18 protein-coding genes are annotated in these 20,941 nt (G+C 71.7%); 6 read left to right on the top strand and 12 right to left on the bottom strand.

The window, feature by feature from the left end; all coding sequences use genetic code 11:
* Positions 1–339: 339 nt before the first annotated feature.
* The 4 genes from J8403_RS30695 to J8403_RS30680 form a co-directional block, all read right to left on the bottom strand.
* On the bottom strand, positions 340–1,545 hold the full coding sequence (locus tag J8403_RS30695) for an MFS transporter (RefSeq protein WP_211126003.1): 1,206 nt from the start codon (positions 1,543–1,545) through the stop codon (positions 340–342).
* Positions 1,546–1,714: 169 nt separating this feature from the next.
* Positions 1,715–2,740, bottom strand: a complete 1,026-nt coding sequence (locus J8403_RS30690) for an endonuclease/exonuclease/phosphatase family protein (RefSeq protein ID WP_211126002.1) — start codon at positions 2,738–2,740, stop codon at positions 1,715–1,717.
* A gap of 173 nt (positions 2,741–2,913) precedes the next feature.
* Positions 2,914–3,522, bottom strand: a complete 609-nt coding sequence (locus J8403_RS30685) for a TetR/AcrR family transcriptional regulator (protein WP_211126001.1) — start codon at positions 3,520–3,522, stop codon at positions 2,914–2,916.
* Positions 3,519–5,144: an MFS transporter gene (locus J8403_RS30680; RefSeq protein WP_211126000.1), complete on the bottom strand. Its 1,626-nt coding sequence runs from the start codon at positions 5,142–5,144 to the stop codon at positions 3,519–3,521. The genes J8403_RS30685 and J8403_RS30680 overlap by 4 nt, the downstream gene beginning before the upstream one ends.
* A gap of 247 nt (positions 5,145–5,391) precedes the next feature.
* Here J8403_RS30680 and panB point away from each other — a divergent pair, with 247 nt between their 5' ends.
* The 3 genes from panB to J8403_RS30665 all read left to right on the top strand — a co-directional run bounded on the left by panB (position 5,392) and on the right by J8403_RS30665 (position 8,231).
* On the top strand, positions 5,392–6,252 hold the full coding sequence (gene panB / locus J8403_RS30675; RefSeq protein WP_014060167.1) for a 3-methyl-2-oxobutanoate hydroxymethyltransferase: 861 nt from the start codon (positions 5,392–5,394) through the stop codon (positions 6,250–6,252).
* Positions 6,253–6,399: 147 nt separating this feature from the next.
* Complete coding sequence (locus J8403_RS30670) at positions 6,400–7,410, top strand: ATP-binding cassette domain-containing protein (RefSeq protein ID WP_211125999.1); 1,011 nt, start codon at positions 6,400–6,402, stop codon at positions 7,408–7,410.
* Positions 7,407–8,231: an ABC transporter permease gene (locus J8403_RS30665; RefSeq protein WP_425519841.1), complete on the top strand. Its 825-nt coding sequence runs from the start codon at positions 7,407–7,409 to the stop codon at positions 8,229–8,231. The genes J8403_RS30670 and J8403_RS30665 overlap by 4 nt, the downstream gene beginning before the upstream one ends.
* A gap of 106 nt (positions 8,232–8,337) precedes the next feature.
* Here the strand turns inward: J8403_RS30665 and J8403_RS30660 are convergent, their stop codons facing one another.
* Positions 8,338–11,751, bottom strand: a complete 3,414-nt coding sequence (locus J8403_RS30660; RefSeq protein WP_211125998.1) for an ATP-binding protein — start codon at positions 11,749–11,751, stop codon at positions 8,338–8,340.
* Between the two features lie 221 nt (positions 11,752–11,972).
* Here J8403_RS30660 and J8403_RS30655 point away from each other — a divergent pair, with 221 nt between their 5' ends.
* Positions 11,973–12,770 (top strand): site-2 protease family protein, encoded by a 798-nt coding sequence (locus tag J8403_RS30655; protein ID WP_211125997.1) that lies wholly within the window; start codon positions 11,973–11,975, stop codon positions 12,768–12,770.
* Positions 12,771–12,829: 59 nt separating this feature from the next.
* On the opposite strand, the gene J8403_RS30650 is transcribed toward J8403_RS30655, so the two are convergent.
* The 5 genes from J8403_RS30650 to J8403_RS30630 form a co-directional block, all read right to left on the bottom strand.
* Positions 12,830–13,030 carry a hypothetical protein gene (locus tag J8403_RS30650; protein ID WP_211125996.1) on the bottom strand — a complete coding sequence of 67 codons (201 nt, stop codon included), beginning with the start codon at positions 13,028–13,030 and terminating at the stop codon, positions 12,830–12,832.
* A 103-nt stretch (positions 13,031–13,133) separates the two neighbouring features.
* Positions 13,134–13,871 carry an NADPH-dependent F420 reductase gene (gene npdG, locus J8403_RS30645; protein ID WP_211125995.1) on the bottom strand — a complete coding sequence of 246 codons (738 nt, stop codon included), beginning with the start codon at positions 13,869–13,871 and terminating at the stop codon, positions 13,134–13,136.
* Between the two features lie 47 nt (positions 13,872–13,918).
* Positions 13,919–14,902 (bottom strand): carbohydrate ABC transporter permease, encoded by a 984-nt coding sequence (locus J8403_RS30640; RefSeq protein ID WP_246586071.1) that lies wholly within the window; start codon positions 14,900–14,902, stop codon positions 13,919–13,921.
* A complete protein-coding gene (locus J8403_RS30635; protein ID WP_211125994.1) occupies positions 14,899–15,840 on the bottom strand; it encodes a carbohydrate ABC transporter permease in 942 nt (313 codons plus the stop codon). Before J8403_RS30635 ends, J8403_RS30640 begins: the two co-directional genes overlap by 4 nt.
* A complete protein-coding gene (locus J8403_RS30630; RefSeq protein ID WP_246586070.1) occupies positions 15,837–17,159 on the bottom strand; it encodes an ABC transporter substrate-binding protein in 1,323 nt (440 codons plus the stop codon). Before J8403_RS30630 ends, J8403_RS30635 begins: the two co-directional genes overlap by 4 nt.
* 230 nt (positions 17,160–17,389) lie before the next feature.
* On the opposite strand from J8403_RS30630, the gene J8403_RS30625 reads away from it, so the two are divergent.
* Entirely contained in the window at positions 17,390–18,589 is a 1,200-nt protein-coding gene (locus tag J8403_RS30625; RefSeq protein WP_211125993.1) for an RNA-guided endonuclease InsQ/TnpB family protein, read from the top strand.
* A 30-nt stretch (positions 18,590–18,619) separates the two neighbouring features.
* Here J8403_RS30625 and J8403_RS30620 read toward each other — a convergent pair whose 3' ends face one another.
* Entirely contained in the window at positions 18,620–19,747 is a 1,128-nt protein-coding gene (locus tag J8403_RS30620) for a sialidase family protein (protein ID WP_211125992.1), read from the bottom strand.
* 261 nt (positions 19,748–20,008) lie between these two features.
* On the opposite strand from J8403_RS30620, the gene J8403_RS30615 reads away from it, so the two are divergent.
* Positions 20,009–20,617, top strand: a complete 609-nt coding sequence (locus tag J8403_RS30615) for a hypothetical protein (protein ID WP_211125991.1) — start codon at positions 20,009–20,011, stop codon at positions 20,615–20,617.
* 99 nt (positions 20,618–20,716) lie between these two features.
* On the opposite strand, the gene J8403_RS30610 is transcribed toward J8403_RS30615, so the two are convergent.
* Positions 20,717–20,941 (bottom strand): hypothetical protein, encoded by a 225-nt coding sequence (locus J8403_RS30610; protein WP_211125990.1) that lies wholly within the window; start codon positions 20,939–20,941, stop codon positions 20,717–20,719.

The raw sequence follows: 20,941 nt of genomic DNA, 5'->3' as shown, positions 1-20,941 counted from the left end.
GTCCTGGGGCGGAGCCCCGGGCGGGTCCTGGGGCGGAGCCCCGGGCGGGTCCTGGGGCGGAGCCCCGGGCGGGGTCCTGGGGCGGAGCCCCGGCCGGGGTCCTGGGGCGGAGCCCCGGCCGGGGTCCTGGGGCGGAGCCCCGGCCGGGGTCCTGGGGCGGAGCCCCGGCCGGGGTCCTGGGGCGGAGCCCGGCCGGGGTCCTGGGGCGGAGCCCCGGCCGGGGTCCTGGGGCGGAGCCCCGGGCGGGGTCCTGGGGCGGAGCCCCGGGCGGGGGCCGGGGGCGGCCCCCGGGTTCGGGGAGGGGCGGGGTGGGGGAAAGATCCGCCGGACCCCCGTCGCTCAGCGCACCTCGGACATCTGCGGCATCGACTCACTGCTCGCAACAACCCGCGAGCCACCCGCCGGAGCCCGGTCGGTCCGCCCCGCGATCAGCGCTATCGCGAGACCGATCACCGCGAGCACCGCGCCGACCAGCGTCGGGGAGGTCCAGCCCCAGCCCGCCGCGATGGCGACGCCGCCCAGCCACGCGCCACCGGCGTTGGCCAGGTTGAACGCGGAGTGGTTGGAGGCGGAGGCCAGCGTCGGGGCGTGCTGGGCCTTGTTCATCACCAGCATCTGCAGCGGGGTGGTGGTCATGAAGCCGACCGCACCCAGCACCACGACCGACACCAGCGCCGCCCACTTCACATGCACCGTGAAGTCGAAGGCCACGAGCGTGACCGCGAGTGCCGCCAGCGAGCCGTAGAGCGTCGGGCGCAGTGCCCGGTCGGTCAGCGGACCGGCGACCAGGGCGCCCAGCGTCATGCCGATGCCGAACAGCGCCAGCACCAGGGTGACCGTCGACTCACCGAACCCGGTGACCTCGGTCATCATCGAGGCGAGGTAGCTGTAGACGGCGAAGACGCCGGCGAAGCCGAAGACGGCGGTGAGCAGCCCGAGGATGACCTGCCGGTCGCGCAGCGCGCCGAGCTCCTGGCGCAGGCCGCCGTGCTGCTCATGGGAGACCTGCGGGACGAGCCGGGCGAGCGCGGCCATCGCGACCACGCCGATCGCGGAGACCACGAGGAAGGTCGCACGCCAGCCGAGGTTCTGGCCGAGCAGCGTGGCCACCGGGACGCCGACGATATTGGCGATGGTCAGCCCGAGGAACATGGTGGCGACCGCGCGGGCCCGCCGGTCCTCGGACACCAGCCGCGAGGCGACCACCGCGCCGACGCCGAAGAACGCGCCGTGGGGCAGCCCGGCGAGCACCCGGCCCGCGATCAGCAGCCCGAAGTTGGGGGCGAGGGCGGAGGCGAGGTTGCCCACCGTGAAGAGCGCCATGAGCAACACGAGCATCCGCTTGCGCGGGATCCGGGAACCGAGGGCGGTCAGCAGCGGAGCGCCCACCACGACCCCGATGGCATAGGCGGAGACGAGGTATCCGGCGGTGGGCACCGAGGTGTCCAGATCGCCGGCGACATTGGGCAGCAAGCCCATCATCACGAACTCGGTAGTACCAATGCCGAAGGCGCTCACAGCAAGGGCGAGCAGGGCCAGGGGCATGAGAGACCTTTCAAACGAAGGAGAAACGTGCAGAGGATGCGTATGTTCTCTAGCTGAACAAAGTCTCTCACGCCGGATGTTCCCGAGGAGATCCTCAAGATGAACGGCACGTAAGATCTCGCCGGATGGGCCGTGAGCTGAGTCACCCGCCCGCCAAGGGGCTCACGGCTCAGTAGTCGACCGACGCCGCCAGCGGAAGGTGATCGCTGCCGGTCTTGGGCAGCGCCCACGCCGCGACCGGATCCACGCCCCGCACCATGATCTGGTCGATCCGCGCCATCGGGAACGAGGCCGGCCAGCTGAAGCCGAAGCCGTCGCCCGCCGCGCCCTGGGCGGACCGCATCTGCGCGGTGACGGGGGCCAGCGCCCGGTCGTTCATCGTGCCGTTCAGATCGCCGAGCAGGATCACCTTGCGGAGCCGTTCCCGGGAGATGGCCTGGCCCAGCGCCTCGGCGCTGGCGTCGCGCTGCCCGGCGGTGAAACCCGCGTTGAACTTCACGCGCACCGAGGGCAGATGGGCCACATAGACACCGACCTCACCGCGCGGGGTGGCGACGGTGGTGCGCAGCGCCCGCGTCCAGCCCAGCTTGATGTCCACGGGCTTGGTGCCGGACAGCGGGTACTTGCTCCACAGCCCCACCGTGCCCTGCACGGTGTGGTAGCGGTAAGTCCCCGCCAGGGCCCGCTCGTACGTGGGCACGGCATCGCCCGTCAGCTCCTCCAAGGCCACCACATCGGCGCCCGAGCCGGCCACGTCCTCGGCGGTGCCGGTCGGGTCGGGGTTCTCCGCGTTGACGTTGTGGGTGACGACGGTCAGCTCACCGCCGCTGCCGGACTTGTCGGAGAACATCAGCCCGCCGAAGAGGTTCAGCCAGACGGCGACGGGCAGCACCAGCGCGAGCACGGCGCTCGCCGACCGCCGCACCAGACCGAGCACCAGCAGCACCGGCAGGGCCAGGCCCAGCCACGGCAGGAAGGTCTCCAGCAGGGAGCCGAGGTTGCCCACCCGGTTGGGGATGTCGGCGTGGAAGATCATGACCAGGGCGAGCAGGATCGCGATCGCCGCCAGCACCAGTCCGCGCCGCCAGATGCCGCGATCGTCCCGGAACCGGTCGAGCAGGCGGCCGATCCGGGATCCCGATCGCCCGGGCGCGTCCCCGAGCTGTCCCGTCTCCTGCGTGTACGCCTGCGTCATTCGTCGTCCCTCACTGCCTCAACTGCCGCGCCTTGGCTACGACCCTAGGTGATGACCAGGGCTTTTCCGGACGCCCCCGGGGGCGTCTCGCGTCCGAGGACGTCGGGTCGGCGGCCGGGAGTTCCACATCCCGGCGCGGGAGGGGGTGTTGTGACACAACAGGCACAAACCGCTCAGCCGCGTGGGGAGACCCCTTCCAGGACCGTGTCGACGATCCGCTCGGCCAGCCCGTCGGGGAGTTCCTTCCACTCGTGGAGCATGGCGCGGGCGAGCATGGGGCCGGTGAAGAGGTCGGCGAGCAGCTCCAGATCCACATCGGCGCGGATCTCACCGCTCTCCCGCCCCCGCCGCAGCACGGCGCGCAGGGTCGCGCGGCGGGCCGCTATGACGTTCTCGTCGTAGGCCCGCCACAGCTCCTTGTGCGCGTGCATCTGGGTGATGACATTGCGCAGCAGGGCGGAGTGGCGCTTGGCGAGCCCGCGGCGGCGCATGAACTCCAGGACGGTGACGAGGTCGTCACGCACCGAGACCCCGGCCGGCTCGGGGCTGGGCTCCTCCAGGGAGCGCAGCACATCGAGCATCAGCGCGTCCTTACCGGGCCAGCGGCGGTAGACGGTGGCCTTGCCGACACCCGCCTCGCGGGCGATCCCCTCGATCGACAGCCCGCCGACCGAGGCGCCCTCCTCCAGCAGCCGCAGCGCGGCCTCGATGATCGCGGCGTCGGCGGCGGGGCTGCGGGGGCGTCCGCGAAGTCTGGGCGCGGAGCTCTCCGGTGCGGTCATCGGTCGGCCGACGCCTCCTTCCGCGGATGCGGCCGCCCGCTGTCGGGGGCCTCGCCGGAGGCGCCCTTGCCGGGCAGGAAGGCGAGGACCACCAGCGCGCCGAAGAGGGCGACGCCCGCCGAGCCGAGGGCGGTGACATGCATGGCGTGGACGAAGGCGTCCTGCGCGGGGCCCACCAGCTCCTGGCCCCTGGGCCCCAGCTTCTCGGCGACCCCCAGCGTGGCCTCGACGGACTCGCCCGCCGAGGCCCGTACGGAGTCGGGGAGTCCGGGCACGGCGGCCAGGGTGTCCCGGATGCCCTCGCGGTAGGTGGAGGAGAGCACCGAACCGAGCACGGCGACCCCGAGCGCGCCGCCGACCTGCCGGAAGGTGTTGTTGAGCGCCGAGCCGGAGCCGGCCTTCTGGCGCGGCAGCGCCTGCATGATCGCGGTGGTCACCGGCGGCATGATATGCGCCATTCCGGCGCCCTGGGCGAAGAACAGCAGCTCGAGCACGACGATCGGGGTGTCCACGCCCAGCAGCAGGAACCCCGACATGGTGGCGGCCACCAGCAGCATGCCGCCGGTGCACACCGCACGGGCGCCGAACCGCTCGACGACCAGCCGGGCGCGGGGGGCGAAGATCAGCTGTGCCACGGCCAGCGGCAGGATCAGCAGCCCGGATTCGAGCGCGCTGTAGCCGCGCACGCTCTGGGTGTAGAAGACCATGAAGAAGGTCACGCCCATGAGGGCGAAGAAGACCAGGGCGACGGCGCCGATGGCGGCGGAGAAGGCCGGGTTGCGGAAGTAGCCGATGTCGATGGCCGGGTGGTCGCTGCGCTTCTCGTGCAGCACGAACAGGACCAGGACGGCGAGCCCGGCGGCGATGGAGCCCAGCACCTGGGCGTCGGTGAAGTCGGCGAGCTGGCCGCCCTTGATGATGCCGTAGACCAGCAGCACGAGCCCGACGACGGACAGCAGCACGCCCGGTGGGTCGACCCGGCCGGGCGCGGGGTCCCTGGAGTCGGGGACGAGCAGCACCATCGCGATCAGTCCGACGATCACGATCGGCACATTGACGAAGAAGACCGAGCCCCACCAGAAGTGCTCCAGCAGCAGACCGCCGGTGATCGGGCCGATGGCGATGGCCAGCCCCACCGCGGCGACCCAGATGCCGATGGCCTTGGCCTGTTCCTCGCGTTCGAAGACATTGACCAGGATGGCGAGGGTCGCGGGCATCACGAAGGCGGCGCCGAGGCCCATGAGCGCCCGGAAGCCGATGAGTTCACCGGGCGAACCGGAGAAGGCGGCGAGCACCGAGCCCGCGCCGAACACCACCATCCCGCCGAGCAGGACCTTCTTACGGCCGATCCGGTCGCCGAGGATGCCCGCGGTGAACAGCAGCCCGGCGAAGACCAGCGTGTAGGAGTTGATCGCCCACTCGAGCTGGCTCTGGGTGGCCCCGAGCCCGGTGGGTTTGGGCGAGGCGATGGTCTTCATCGCCACGTTGAGTATCGAGTTGTCGAGGACGACCACCAGGACGCTGAACATCAGGACGACGAGGATCGCCCAGCGTCTGCGGTAGATCGCCTCGGGGACGCCGGACCCGTCCGGGGCGCCCTGGGTGCTGGATGGGGAGGCCATGCCGCCCAGGCTAGGCGCAATACGATACGAGACCGTATCGTATTGGAAGATCTTTGCGAGGCTTTTGGCCGACGGCCGGAGAAGGGGCCCGGGGAGGGGGCCCGGAGAGGGGGCCCGCGAAAAGGTGGTCAAGGCCACCGCCCGGGGGATCCGGGCCCACTTTCGCCCCGGCAGGAGCCGTGCCAGCATGGGGTTGGTCCGGGGACGCCGTCAGGGCGCCTCGAGATGATGAACAGGAGCCGTAGCGATGACGCACGTCAGTCCTGCGCAGAAGCAGTCCGAGAAGGCCCTCTACGGGGGCACGAGCTCCCGCCGCATCACCGTCCGTGACATCGCGGCCGCCAAGGAGCGCGCCGAGAAGTGGCCGATGCTCACCGCCTACGACGCGATGACCGCGTCCGTCTTCGACCAGGCGGGCATCCCGGTGCTGCTGGTCGGCGACTCGATGGGCAACTGCCACCTGGGCTATGAGTCCACCGTCCCCGTCACCATGGACGAGATCGCGCTGCTCTCCGCCGCCGTGGTGCGCGGCACCCGGCGCGCCCTGGTCGTCGGCGATCTGCCCTTCGGCTCGTACCAGGAGGGCCCGGTGCAGGCGCTGCGCAACGCCACCCGCCTGGTCAAGGAGGCGGGCGTGGGCGCGGTGAAGCTGGAGGGCGGGGAGCGCTCGGCCCAGCAGATCGAGCTGCTGGTCCAGTCCGGCATCCCGGTCATGGCGCATGTGGGCCTGACCCCGCAGTCCGTCAACGCCTACGGCGGCTATCCGGTCCAGGGGCGCGGCGAGGAGGCGGCCCAGCAGCTGCTGCGGGACGCCAAGGCGGTCCAGGACGCGGGCGCCTTCGCGGTCGTCCTGGAGCTGGTCCCGGCCGAGCTGGCCGCCGAGGTGACCCGCTCGCTGCACATCCCCACCATCGGCATCGGCGCCGGGTCCGAATGCGACGCCCAGGTCCTGGTGTGGACGGACATGGCGGGCATGACCGACGGCCGGGTGCCGCGCTTCGTCAAGCAGTACGCACAGCTGCGCCAGGGCCTGGGCGACGCGGCACGGGCCTTCGCGGAGGACGTCGTCGGCGGGGCCTACCCGGCCGAGGAGCACTCCTTCCACTAGGCACCACGGCCACCAGGCACCAGGCACCAGCGACCACCGGCCACCACGAGCCACTGCGGTACAACGACAGCCCGCCGATCTTCCCCCGTCGGCGGGCTGTCTGCCGCTTGTCGGCGGTCTGTCGGTGGCGGCTGTCATCCTGGGCGCATGACGCGGGAACAGAGGATCAGGGACGGCAACGCCGTCGAAGTACGGGGGCTGGTCAAGCACTTCGGTGACACCAAGGCCGTCGACGGAGTGGATCTGGACGTGCCGGAGGGCACCGTCCTCGGTGTGCTGGGCCCCAATGGCGCTGGTAAGACGACGCTTGTCCGCTGTCTGTCCACCCTGCTGGTGCCGGACGCCGGCACCGCGGTGGTGGCCGGGTACGACGTGGTGCGCCAGCCCCGGCAGCTGCGCCGCACCATCGGGCTGACCGGGCAGTACGCCTCGGTCGACGAGAAGCTCCCCGGCTGGGAGAACCTCTACATGATCGGGCGGCTGCTCGATCTCTCCCGCAAGGAGGCCCGGGCGCGGGCGGACGCCCTGCTCGAGCGGTTCTCGCTCACCGAGGCCGGCAAGCGGCGCGTGCGCACCTACTCCGGCGGTATGCGCCGTCGGCTCGACCTGGCCGCGTCCATGATCGGCCGGCCCTCGGTGCTCTATCTGGACGAGCCGACGACCGGTCTGGACCCGCACTCGCGCAACGAGGTGTGGGACGAGGTCCGGCGGATGGTCTCCGACGGGGCCACCGTGCTGCTGACCACGCAGTACATGGAGGAGGCCGAGCAGCTCGCCGACAACCTGACGGTGGTCGACCGGGGCAGGGTCATCGCCGAAGGCCGGGTGCACGAGCTCAAGGCCAAGGTCGGCGGCCGCACGCTGCAGATCCGCCCGTCCGACCCCGGCGAGGTGCACCGCATGGTCGGTGCCATCACCCAGGCGGGTCTCGACGGCATCGGCAACGCGACCGCCGATGTGGAGGAGGGCCAGGTCAGTGTGCCCATCGTCAGCGACGAGCAGCTGACCGCCCTGATCGGTCTGCTCGGTGAGCGCGGTTTCGCGATCGCCGGGATCGACACCCATATGCCCAGCCTGGACGAGGTCTTCCTGGCCATCACCGGCCGGAAGGCGTCCGCACCGCAGGACGACAAGACGCTGGAAGAGGTCGCCGCGTGAGTACGGCCACGATGACCGCGCCCGTACGGGGAAAGAGCGACGGCCGGATCGGCCTCCGCGCCAATCTGCGCCACATCGGCGCGCTGGTGCGGCGCAACACCCTGCAGATCAGGTACGAACCGTTCGCGATGTTCGACGCCCTGCTGATGCCGATCGTCTTCGCGCTGCTGTTCACCTATGTCTTCGGCGGCGCGATGACGGGCGGCAACCGCTCCGAGTACGTCAACTACTTCATCCCCGGCCTGATGGCGATGGGCGGACTCAACATCGCGATGTCGATCGGCAGCGGTGTGAATGACGACTTCAACAAGGGCGTCATGGATCGCTTCCGCACGCTGCCGATCGCCCGCTCCTCGGTGCTGATCGCCAAGCTGGTCGTGGAGTGCGGCCGGATGCTGGTGTCCACCATCATCCTGCTGATCATGGGCTTCATCATGGGCTTCGAGCTCAAGACCGGGCCGCTGGAGCTGTTGGCCGCGGTGGCGCTGGCCGTGCTCTTCGGATCCTCGCTCACCTGGATCTTCATGCTGCTGGGCATGTCGCTGCCCACCCCGCAGGCGGTCAGCGGCATGGGCTTCCTGGTGATCATGCCCCTGCAGTTCGGCTCGTCCATCTTCGCCCCGACCGCCACCATGCCGGACTGGCTGCGGTCCTTCACCGATTACAACCCGCTGTCCCGCCTCGCGGACGCCGCACGGGCGCTGACCAGCGGCCATGGCGCGATAGCCGAACCGGTGACGGTGACCCTGAGCTGGACGGTGGCCATCACGGTGCTCGTGGCGCCGCTCGCGGTGCGCAAGTTCCGCAACAAGACCACCTGACGGTCCACGGTCTCGAGCCACCGGCCGGGCGCGCCCTACGGGGGGGCGCCCGGCCGGTCGTCGTGTCCTCGCTCCCCGTGCTTCCCGGACCCGCTCACCGGCCGGATCAGACCAGCGCGATGGCCTCGTCCAGGGTGAGGCCGCCGCCCTCGGCATGGGCCCGCCCGTACGCGGCGTCCCCGAGCTCGGCCCGCACCACGGCCTCGGTCCGCTCCCGGCGCGCCCGCTCACTGGCGGAGACCCGGTACTGCCGGGGCTTGCGCAGCGCGTCGTACGCCCCCAGCAGCCGCGCCGCCCGAGCCCGCTCCACCCCGCCGAGGCCGCTCAGCGCCTCGGCGGCGGTCAGCAGATGGGTCACCGGGATGAACGGCGCGACCATCTCCGTCATCCGGCCGGTGGTCTTGGCCAGCGCACCGCGCACGGTCGTCAGGGCGTCGCCCGGCCGTCCCTCCAGCAGCTCCAGCCAGGCCAGCATCCCCTCCACCATGCCCTCGAACATCCGCAGCGCCCGGTGCTCGAACTCCCCGTGCAGGGTGGACAGAAGGGTCCGCGCCTCCGCGAGGCGGCCCGTGGTGCCGTAGCGCTGCGCCAGATGGATCCGGGCGTACGACAGCGCCTCGGCGCCCGCGTGCTGCCCCTGCTCGACCACCTCGCGCAGCATCCGCTCGCCCTCGGCGGCCTTCTCCTCGTCGCCGAACTCCACGAACAGCCCGGCCAGCCGGGACCGCAGGAACGTCACCTGGTCATGGGCCCCGAGCTCCTGGGCGCAGCGGATCGCCGCGCGGTAGTCCGCGGCCGCGGCCGCGCCCTCGCCGCGCTTCTCCCAGGTCTCGCCGCGGCCGGCCAGCGCCTCCGCCTCGCCCCATACGTCACCGAGCCTGCGGAAGATCGCCAGGCTTTCGTCGGCGTCGCGGGTGGTCGCGTCCTGGTGCTCGCCGCTCCGCTCCCGGTAGAACTTGGCCCGCAGCTGGAGGGTGAACGCCAGCTCCCAGGCGTAGTCCAGCTCCCGGCAGGTGCGCACCGCCTCGTCGGCCATCTCCCGCAGCAGGACGAAGTCCCCCTTGAGGATCACCGCGAAGAACCACAGGATGCCCGGGAGACGGCAGGTCTGGGGCAGCCCCGGCCGGTAGGCGGAGACGATGCCCTCCAACTCGCGCTGGGTGTCGTCGCCCACCATGGCCTGGAGGTCGCCGTCGATGTTGGCCAGCGCGTACAGCCGCACGCCCCGCCGCGCCTCCGTCAGCAGTTCGGGCTCCATCGGCGGCGGGGCGGCCGTGCAGCTGACGTACAGCGGCGGCGCGGGGGCCACGGGCGGCGCGAAGGGGCTCGGCCCGAGGTCGGCCGCGGCGGTCGCCCAGTGGCGCGCCTCGCCGCGGTGGCCGCGCAGATGCCAGAACCAGCCGAGCGAGAGCACCAGGCACAGCGCCTCCTGCTCGTCGCGGGCGGCCACGGCCCGGCGCAGCGCGGTGCGCAGATTCTCGTGCTCGGTCTCCAGCCGGACCAGCCAGTGGCGCTGCGCGGGGCCGCGCAGCAGCGGATCGGCGGTACGGGCCACCTCCCGGTAGGCGACCAGATGGCGCTGTTCGACCGCGGCCCGCTCGCCGGACTCGTCCAGCCGCTCGGCCGCGTACTCGGCGACGGTCTCCAGCAGCCGGTACCGCATCTCCCCGTCCGCCCCGGGCCCCGCTCCGGGCGCGGTGACGACCAGCGATTTATCGACAAGGGAGCCGAGCAGCGCGGCCACGTCCCGGGGCTCCACGGCCCCGTCACGCCCGGCGCGCCGTTCGTGTTCCGCGGTCTCCGCGTGCTCCGCGTCCGCTTCGGGATATCCGCGCACCGCCCCGGCCGCGTCCGCGCACACCGCCTCCGCCTCGGTCAGACCGCAGCCGCCGGCGAAGACGGACAGCCGGGCGAGCACGGTGCGTTCGGGGGCGTCGAGCAGGTCCCAGGACCAGTCGACGACGGCTCGCAGGGTCTGCTGCCGGGGCAGCGCCGTACGGCTGCCGCTGGTCAGGAGGCGGAAGCGGTCGTCGAGGCGGTCGGCGAGCTGCCGTGGGGTGAGCAGCCGCAGCCGCGCCGCGGCCAGTTCGATCGCCAGGGGCAGTCCGTCGAGCCGCCGGCAGATCTCGGCGCACGCGGCCGGATCGTCCTCGGTGCGGAAACCGGGCCGGGCCGCCGCGCCCCGGTCCTGGAGCAGCCGCAGCGCGACGGGGTCGGGCAGCGGCTCCACGGGACGCACCAACTCGCCCGGGACGGCGAGGGGTTCGCGGCTGGTGGCCAGGATGGTGACCCCGGGGCACTGGGCGAGCAGGGTCTCGGCGAGGTGGGCCGCGGCCGCGACGAGGTGTTCGCAGTTGTCGAGCACGATCAGCATCCGGCGCGGGGCGCAGTGCTCGATGAGCCGGGCGCGCGGATCGCGCACGGCCGGGTCGGTCGCGGCGCGCAGCCCCTCGGGCGAAGGGCCGAGGAGGACCGTCTCGCGCCCCCCGACCGCGCTGAGCACCGTCTCCGGAACGGTCTCGGGGTCGTCGACGGGCGCCAGCTCGGCCAGCCACACCCCGTCCGGCCAGTCGGGCGCGAACGATTCGGCGGCCTCCTGCGACAGCCGCGTCTTCCCGGCGCCGCCGGGCCCGAGGAGGGTGATCAGCCGGTGGCCGGACAGATCGCCGCGCAGGGTCGCCAGATCGGCCTCGCGGCCGACGAAGCTGGTCAGCCGGGCCCGCAGATTGCCACCGCCGCCGCGGACGGGGGCGGGGGCGGGGGCGGGGGCCGGGCGGGGCGGTACGGGGGAGCCCTCATCGGCCGCCGCCAGCAGCTCGGCGAACAGCCCCCGCAGCTCCGGCCCCGGATCCGCGCCCAGCCGCTCGGCGATCTCCGTACGGATCACCTCGTACGCGGCCAGCGCCTCCGCCACCCGGCCCACGTCCCGCAGCGCCCGGATGCGCAGCACGTGCAGCGGCTCGTCCAGCGGGTGGCCCTCGCAGAGCCCGGTGAGCGCGGGGAGGGCCTGGGCGGGGCGGCCGAGGGCGAGGTCGGCGGCGAGCCGGGCGCGCCGCGCGTCCAGCCGTCGCGCCTCGGCGCGGGCGGCGGGCGCGGTGGCGTCGGGCAGATCGCTGAGCACCGGCCCGCGCCACAGCGCGAGGGCGGCGTCGAGCAGATCGACCGCCTTGGCCGGATCGCCGTCGGCGAGGGCGTGGGCGCCCTCCTCCGCGAGCCGTTCGAAGCGGTGCAGATCGACGTCGTCGGGGTCGGCGCTCAGCCGGTACCCGCCCGGGACGGACTCCACGGCGTCCTTGCCGAGCGCCCGCCGCAGCCGCCCGACCAGCGCCTGCAGCGCGCCGTGCCCGTCGGCGGGCGGATCGGTGACCCAGATCTCCCCGATCAGCGCCCCGGTGGTCCGCGCCTGCCCGGGCGCCAGCGCGAGCGCCGCCAGCAGCGCACGCAGCCGCGCCCCGCCGACGTCCACGGGGGTGCCGTCGTCGTGGCGGGCCTGGGTGGTGCCGAGGATGCCGTAGCGCACCGCCCCATTCTGATGGATGCCCGTCTCCCGGCCGACCGCGCCCGCCCCGGCCGTTCTCCCGCTGACCCCGGCCCGGCCATCCTCCCGTTCCCCGCGGCCCCGGCCGCTCCCCCGTTTCCGCCGGCCCGGCCGTCCGCCCGTTTACCCTGGCCCGGAACTCCGCGCCCCCTGTTCGACGTTTCCCCGTCAGCGCTCACCAGCCCGTATGGAGACCCCACTCGATGACCACCGCCATCACCCGCCGCGAGCGGCGCATCAGCCCCGTCTTCCTCGGACTGTTCGCGATCATGGTCGTATCCGCGTGGGCCGTGTGGACGGAGTACTCGGCGAGCCCCGGCTTCGCCGTCTTCCTGTTCGTCGTCTCCGGCTGGGTCGTCTCCCTGTGCCTGCATGAGTACGCCCATGCGCGCACCGCGCTGCACGGCGGGGATCTGTCGATCGGCGCGAAGGGCTATCTGACCCTCAACCCGCTGAAGTACACGCATGTGGCGCTGAGCATCGTGCTGCCCGTGGTCTTCGTGATCATGGGCGGGATCGGGCTGCCGGGCGGGGCGGTGTTCATCGAGCGGCACCGGATCCAGGGCCGCTGGAAGCACAGCCTGATCTCGGCCGCGGGCCCGCTGACGAACGTGCTGTTCGCGGCCGCGCTGACCGCCCCGTTCTGGCTCGACGCCACGGACCGGGTGCCGGAGCTCTTCCGCTTCGCCCTCGCCTTCCTGGCGTTGCTGCAGGTCACTGCGGCGATCTTGAACTTCCTGCCGGTGCCGGGGCTGGACGGGTACGGGGTGATCGAGCCCTGGCTGTCGCACCGCGTCCGGCGCCAGGTCGAGCCGTACGCCCCGTTCGGGCTGCTCGGGGTCTTCGGGATCCTGTGGATACCCGAGGTCAACGAGGCGTTCTTCGGCGCCATCGACGCGGTGATGCGGGCCCTGGGCGTATCGGAATGGGACACCTACTGGGGCCAGGAGTTCTTCCGCTTCTGGCAAGGTGAACCCGATATCGCCGGATTCCGCCCCTAGGGGTACTTGGACGGGCTTTCCCCTACCCGCCCCCGCGGCCTCGGCCCGCGGCCGTGGCCTCAGCTCGTGGCGCCCGTGCTCTCCCGGTCGGCCGCGCGGTCGGCCCGGGCCTTGCGGATGTAGTACCAGGCCATGTTGGACGAGATACCGGCGATCAGGATCCAGATGATCCCGAGCCAGCTCCCCCGCGCGAAGGACACGACGGCCGCGGCGATCGCGAGGACGCAGACGGCCAGGGTGCTAAGGGCGAGGCGGGGCATGGGGTCGGCTCCTGTCGGCGGATGTGGCACTCCCCGACATTGTCCCCCATGCACCGCCGCGGGGGCGGGGCGCCCCGGATGTGCCGGTCGGGCGGCGGCGCCCTCAGACGTCGGTGACGCGCAGGCCCGCATGGGCCTTGTAGCGGCGGTTGACCGAGATCAGATTGGCCACCAGGGACTCCACCTGGTGGGCGTTGCGCAGCCGGCCCGCGAAGACGCCGCGCATGCCGGGGATGCGGGCCGCGAGCGCCTGGACCAGGTCGGTGTCGGCGCGCGACTCGCCCAGCACCATCACATCGGTGTCGATCTGCTCGACCTCGGGGTCCTGCAGCAGCACGGCCGACAGGTGGTGGAAGGCGGCGGTGACCCGGGAGTCCGGCAGCAGGGCGGCGGCCTGCTCGGCCGCGCTGCCCTCCTCCGGCGTCAGGGCGTACGCGCCCTTCTTGTCGAAGCCCAGCGGGTTGACGCAGTCGATGACCAGCTTGCCGCTGAGCTCCTCGCGCAGCGACTCCAGCGTCTTGGCATGGCCGTCCCACGGGACCGCGACGATGACGATGTCGCTGCGGCGCGAGCACTCGGCGTTGTCCGCGCCCTCGATGCCGAGCTCCGCGCCACCCAGCTCCCGCGCCGCGGTCTGCGCGCGCTCGGCGGCACGCGAGCCGATGATGACCTTCTGGCCGGCCCGGGCCAGCCGGTAGGCGAGGCCGCGGCCCTGGTCGCCGGTGCCGCCCAGGACGCCGACGGTCAGGCCGGACACATCGGGGAGGTCCCAGGGGTCCTTGGCGGGGGCCTTCTTCGCGGGGGCGTCGGACGCGGAGTTCGGGGCATCAGGAGTAGTCATGACAGTGATCCTGTCACGCACCGCGGCCACCTTCATGGTGACGTCTCTTACGCTTTGACACTCCCCTCCGTCAGCCCTGTGCGCCAGTACCGCTGGAGTACGCCCATCAGCACCATCAGCGGCAGGACGGACAGGAACGCCCCGCCGACCGTGTACTGGTACAGCTCCGGCTGCCGGTCCGCGTACCCCTGCCAGGACGTCAGACCGAGCTGGATCGGGTAGAGATCGGAGTCGGAGAGCATGACCAGCGGCAGAAAGAAGTTGTTCCAGATGTGCACGAACTGGAACAGGAAGACGGTGACCAGCGCCGGGGTCATCAGCCGCAGCCCCAGCGTGGAGAAGATCCGGGCCTCCCCCGCGCCGTCGATCCGCGCCGCCTCCAGAAGGGAGTCCGGGACGGCGGCGGCCGCGTAGATCCGGCACAGATAGACCCCGAAGGGGCTGACGATGCTGGGGATCAGCACGGCCCAGTAGGTGTTGGCCAGGCCGATCTCGCTGAAGAGGAGATAGAGCGGGAGGGCGAGCGCCGTGCCCGGGATCAGCACTCCGGCCAGGATGACGTTGAAGATGCCCTCCCGGCCGGGGAAGCGGAACTTGGCCAGGGCGTAGCCGGCGGCGGCCGACAGCAGGGTGGCGGCGAGCGCGCCGACGCCCGCGTACATCAGGCTGTTGGCGAACCACCGGACGTAGATGCCGTCGTCGTAGGTGAGCACCCGGTGCAGATAGTCGAGCGGGTGCGGGTCGTGGAACCAGAAGCCGAAGGTGCCGAAGAGATCGCTGCTGGACTTGGTGGAGGAGACGACGAGCCAGTAGACCGGGGTCAGGAAGTAGATGGCGGCGACGGTGAGCAGCGAGACGGTGATGATCCGGTGCCGCAAGGGGGGTTCCGTCCCCTCCCGGCGCCTCGCCGCGCGGCGGCCCGCACCGGGCCGGTCATCGGGCGGGACCGCCTCGGGCCGCACCTGCCCGGATGCGGCCCCGTCCGCGGGCTCGCTCGCGACCGCGCCCGCCAGGTCGTTCGCCTCGTTCATCCGTTGTCGCCGTCCTTCCCCCGCTGGCCCACGAGTCTCAGGAATCCGAAGGACAGCACGCAGGCGACGAGGGCGAGCAGCACCGCCTCGGCCGCCGCGATGTGCTGGTTGTTGCTGGTGAACGCCTCGTTGTAGGCGGCCAGGTTGGGGGTGTAGCCGGAGTCGATGGAATTGCTCAGCGGTTTGAGCACCTTGGGCTCGGCGAAGAGCTGCAGGGTGCCGATGAGGCTGAAGACGGTGGTGAGCACGAGCGCGGGCCGGATGAGGGGGAGTTTGATGTGCCGGGCGACCTGCCAGGCATTGGCCCCGTCGATCCGCGCCGCCTCGTACAGCTCTCCGGGTACCGCCTTGAGCTGGGCGATCAGCACCAGCATGTTGTAGCCGGTGAACTGCCAGGTGACGATGTTGGCGATGGACCACAGGACCGCCCCGCGGCCCAGGAAGTCCACGTCCCAGCCCATCGAATCGGCCATCTCCACCAGCGGGCTGATCCCGGGGACGTAGAGGAAGCCCCACAGGATCGACGCGATCACCCCGGGCACCCCGTACGGCAGGAAGAAGGCGGTCCGGAAGAAGCCGACCCAGCGGGCGGACGCCGCGTCCAGCAGCAGCGCCAGCGCGGTGGCGAAGGCGATCATCAGCGGGATCTGGACGGCGCCGAAGAGCAGCACCCGGCCGAAGCCCGCGGTGAACCGGTCGTCCTCCAGGGCGTGGGCGTAGTTGGACAGGCCCGCCCACACCTGCTTGGTCTCCCCGCCGAGGCCGAGCGGCCCGGTGCGCTCGACCTTCAGCAGGCTCTCGTAGAGGGCGTAGCCGATGGGGGCGATGAAGCAGAGCAGGAAGAGCGCGAGGAAGGGCAGCAGAAACCCGGACGCCGCCCTGGCGCTGCGTGCCTCGGTCCGGGTGAGGCGGCGGGGGGCTTTGCTCACCCGCCTCACCCGGCCTTCACCTTGAGGCCCTTTTCCTTGAGGTCGGCGATCGTCTCGCCCTGCACCTTCTTCAGCACGGAACGGAAGTCGGACCCGTCCCCGATGGCGGCGGTGAAGGCGTCGCCGAGCCGCTGGTAGAGGGTGTCCGTGGCGGGGCCCCACTTCCAGCTGGTGTCCACGCCCTTGCTCGCCTCGTCGAAGACCTTGCTGTACGCCTGGCCGCCGAAGAAGTCCTTGTGCACATCGAGCTGGGAGGTGGTGTACCCCTGCTTGGCGCCCGGGGTGCCATAGCCGTTCTCGATCAGGAGCTTGATCGACTCGGGGTCGGTGTTGAGCCAGATCGCGAAGGCAAGCGCGTCCTTGGGGTACTTGGTCTTGGCGAAGACCGCGGTGGTGGAGCCGCCCCAGTTGGCGTAGGAGGCGTCGCCCTTCTTCCACTGCGGCATGGGCACCACGCGCCACTTGCCCGCGGTCTTGGGCGCGTTGCCGACCAGCAGGGCGTCGCCCCAGCTGGCGCCGAGCCAGGAGGCGATGGAGCCGGTCTGGACGTCCTTGTACCAGGCGTTCTGCCGGTCCGGAATGGTCTTGATGAGCTTCCGCCGGGCCAGGTCGTACCAGTAGTCGGCGACCTTACGGGTGGGCTCGTCGTCGATGGAGACGGTCCAGGTGTCGCCCTCGGTGCCGAACCAGCTCGCCCCGGCCTGCCAGGCCAGCCCCGCGAAGCGGTTGCCGTTGGTGGCCGAGAAGGTCTCGATCCAGGCACCCTTCTTACGGATCGCGGTGGCCGCCGCCTCGTACTCGTCCCAGGTGGTGGGCGGTTCTATGCCCCACTTGTCGAACAGGTCCTGACGGATGAACAGGCCCATCGGACCGGACGCCTGCGGTACGGCGTAGACGGCCTTGCCGAAGACGGACTGCTGCCACTGCCAGCCGATGAACATGTCCTTGTGCTCGGCAACGCCGTACTTGGTCAGATCCAGCAGCCCGTTGTCGACGAGGAAGCTGGGCACGACCGGGTATTCGATCTGGCCGAGGTCCGGCGGATTGCCCGCCTTGATGGCGGCGTGCATCTTGGCGTACTGCGCGCCGTCGACGGCCGAGACCTTCTCGACCTTGACCCGCACCTCGGGGTTCTTGCTGTTCCACAGGGCGACGGGCTTGTCGATGCCCGGCACCCAGGACCAGAAGGTCAGGGTGATCTTCTCGCCCTTCTTGCGGCCCTTGGGTTCCCCGCCCCCGTCGTCGTCCGAGCCGCAGCCCGCGAGGGCGAACCCGGCCGCCGCGGCGGCCGCACCGCCGAGGACGGCGCGGCGCGGCGTGCCGGTCATCCAGGTGTTCCGTCGGGCCATCCGCGTGTCCCGTCGTGTCGGAGTGTCGCTCGTACCGGTCGGGGTGTCGTTCATCGGGAACCTCCGAGGAAACCCCCGCTTTCAGGCGGGGGAGGGATCGGGCTCCTGCGGAGCGGGGCAGAGGGAGCCGAATCGCCGCTGGGGCGATGCGGCGTCCGCCACTGACAACCCGTCAGGAGATCACTAGTCGATGTGCTAGTTTGTGAGCCATGGCCGATCACGTGAAGCGGGCGTATCGGTACCGCTTCTATCCGACCGATGCGCAGGCAGCGGAGCTGGCGCGTACGTTCGGATGCGTGCGGAAGGTCTACAACATGGCGCTCGCGGCCCGTACTGAGGCGTGGACGTTGCGTCAGGAGCGGGTCAACTACAACGCGACATCGGCCATGTTGACGGCGTGGAAGAAGACCGAGGAACTGGCCTTCCTCAACGATGTGTCCTCGGTTCCGCTCCAGCAGGCCCTGCGGCACCTCCAGGCGGCGTTCACCGCGTTCTTCGCCAAGCGGTCGAAGTACCCGCGGTTCAAGTCGCGTAAGAAGTCCGGCAAGTCCGCCGAGTACACCTCCAGCGCGTTCCGGTTCCGGGAGGGGAAGCTGACGCTGGCGAAGATGGATCAGCCGCTGGACATCGTCTGGTCGCGTCCCCTGCCCGAAGGCGCGGTCCCCTCCACGGTGACCGTCTCCCAGGACGCGGCCGGGCGCTGGTTCGTCTCCCTCCTCGTCGAGGACCCCACCCTCCAGCCGCTTCCCGCCGGCGGCTCGGCGGTCGGTATCGACGCCGGGCTCGACCACCTGCTCACCCTGTCCACGGGCGAGAAGATCACCAACCCCAGGCACGAGCGGCGCGACCGCGCCCGCCTCGCCCGCGCCCAGCGCAACCTCGCCCGCAAGGCCAGGGGCGACGGCGCCAACCGGGCCAAGGCACGCCGCAAGGTCGCCAGGGTCTACGCCCGCATCGCCGACCGTCGCCGTGACCATCTGCACAAGCTCACCACTCGACTCGTGCGTGAAAACCAAACGCTCGTGATCGAGGACCTCACCGTCCGGAACATGCTCAGCAACGGCAAGCTGTCCCGGGCGATCTCCGACGCGGCATGGTCGCAGTTCCGGAGCATGCTGGAGTACAAGGCCGCCTGGTACGGTCGCGAAGTGATCGCGGTCGACCGCTGGTTTCCCTCCTCCAAGCTGTGCTCCGTATGCGGCACCCTGCGGGAGAAGATGCCGCTCAGCGTCCGCACCTGGACGTGTGGCTGCGGCACGACCCACGACCGGGACGTGAACGCGGCGAAGAACCTTCTGGCCGCCGGACTGGCGGTGTCGGCCTGTGGAGCCGGTGTAAGACCTCAACGGGAGTCCTCCCGGACGGGGCAGTCGGTGATGAAACAGGAAGCCCCACGGCGCGAGCCGTAGGAATCCCTCTCGTTCACGAGGGGGAGGAAGTCAAACCAGCTCCTCCATCGGAATGCGCCGGAATGTGATGGTCGAGTAGGCGCTGAAGTCGCCGGTCTCGTAGAGCAGTCCGACCGTGGCGTCGTCGAGTCGGACCAGATCGGAGTAGGCGGCGGGCAGGCCGTTCACGGTGTGCGTGGGCCGCCAGGTGACACCGCCGTCATGGCTGGTGCGGACGGTCATCAGCGCCCGGTACGCGGGGTCGGCGGGGCCGGAGAAGAGCAGCGCGTCCGGCTCGCCGAGGTGCAGCACACTGCCCTCGACCACGGGGGCGACCAGCCCGGCCTGCGGCCGGAACGGGAGGTCCAGGGTGGCGCCGCCGTCGCCGGAGTGGGCGTCGGCGCGGGTGCCGGGCGCGGTCGCGTCGGTGCGGGTGTTGAAGTAGACGCGGCCGTCGGGGAGTTGGGCGGCGGTGGTCTCGTTGACGTTGACGTAGCCGTCGGGGTTGTCGTCCACGTACCCGATCCGCCAGGTGGCGCCGTCGTCGTCGCTGAGCAGATCGTGCCCGCCGTTGTACCGCCCCTCGGTGCCGTCGTCGCCGGGGACGGTCGGGGGCAGGGAGTGGTTGGCCGCGACGACGATCCGGCCCGCGTGGGCGCCGTACCGCAGCCGGAGGGCGTGGCCCGGGGTGGTGGCGTACCACCGCCATTCGGGCCGCTTGGTGCTCGCGGTGATCTCGCGGGCCTCGCTCCAGCTCGCGCCGTCGTCATCGCTGTACGTCAGCCACACCCGCCGCCCATCGGCCGCGCTCACCTCGCCGCGCCGGATCCGGTCCTCGGTGGCGGAGGCGGCACTGCGGACGTGCACCAGCAGGACGCGGCCGTCGCGCGGGCCGCCGTCGAGGACGACGGGGGCCGGATTGCCCGCCGTGCCATCGCCGTTGCGGGCGACGAGCTGTAAGGCGCCCCAGGTCCGCCCGCCGTCGGCCGACCGCTTGAGCACGAGGTCGATGCGGCCGTAGTCGGCGGAGGAGTCCACCCGGCCCTCGGCGAAGGCGAGGAGCGTACCGGCATGGGTCAGCACCACTGCCGGGATGCGGTAGCTCGCATACCCCTCGGTCCCCGCCCGGAACGGAACGGACACCTCGTACGAGCGTGCCGCCCCCGTGCCGACTGCCATCAGACCTCCCGATGCCCCGTCGCAATCGAGTGCCGAGTCAGAAAAATGGGACGTAGGACGTCCCTTGTGTGCGGCGACCTTAGGGTTTGCCTTACAGAGCGTCAAGAGACGGCGCATGAACAGTTGGAGACGCGAACGGAGGGCGCGTGGGCGCCGGGCGCGGCACGGGTCGACGGCATGCCCACCGCATATGCCCCGAACGGGTGAGCCGGGCCCGAACCGCGCCCGCGGGGCCGCGGGCCGCGGCAGGATGCGGGTGCCATGGACGCCGTAAGGGTTGCACTGCTGCGCGAAGTCCTCGCCGGAACGGAATGGCTCCAGGCCACCCGCCGCTTCGCGGGCTCGCTACGGGCCTCGGTCGGACCGCGCGAGGGCGGACTGCTGCTCGTCGGCAGCGAGGCTTACGAACCGTGGCATCTGGCCGCGCATCTCGACGACGAGGCCGCCTGGTCCGGACTGCCCGAGCTGTCCCCGACCCTCGTCCGCCACCGGGTGCCGGAGGGCACCGCCGTCCCCGCGCATCTGGCGGTCGGGCTGGGGCGGCTGGAGGGGGCGGGCCGCGGTGAGACCCTGCTGGTGGTCGCGCCGGGCGACCCCGGGGCCGGGCTGCTGGAGCGGGTGAACGACGCCCGCCGGGGCGGGGCGACCGTGCTCGCCCTCGACGGCGGCGACGCCGAGCTGCACGCCCTGGCCCATGACGCGCTCTCCACCCCCGAGGGCGGCGAGCTCGACCTCGACACCCTCCAGCACCTGGTCAGCGCGGCCGCCGGGGAGAACAGCCTGCCGCGCCCGGGCCGCCGCCACCGCTTCCAGGACCGCTTGGCCAGGCTGGCCGAACACTTGGCGGCGCCGCCGCCGACGCACTGGTGAGGACACCCCCGTCGACGCCGGTCGGGTTCCTCATCACAGCGCAGGAGGTGCGGGAGGGGGCCACCGCGCAACCTGTGGACGGGTACCCCCCGGTCGTCCTCAGCTCCTCGCCGGGGGCTCGTCGTCCCGCCAGCGCGGATCGTTCTGCCACTCCTCATTGCGCTCGCGCGCGGTCTCCATCGCGCGGGCGGCCTCCTCGCGCGAGGCGTAAGGTCCGAGGCGGTCGGCGGCGCGGCACTCCGGGCCCTCCTCGACCTTCTGGTGCCGGATGCAGTAGTACCACTCACCGGGCTTGCCGGCGGTTCCCCTCTTGAACAGCGCCAT

The organism is Streptomyces yatensis (genome assembly GCF_018069625.1).
Taxonomy (GTDB): domain Bacteria; phylum Actinomycetota; class Actinomycetes; order Streptomycetales; family Streptomycetaceae; genus Streptomyces; species Streptomyces yatensis.
The sequence above is the reverse complement of the archived record's forward strand: the minus strand, read 5'-3'. Positions and strand labels throughout refer to the sequence as shown.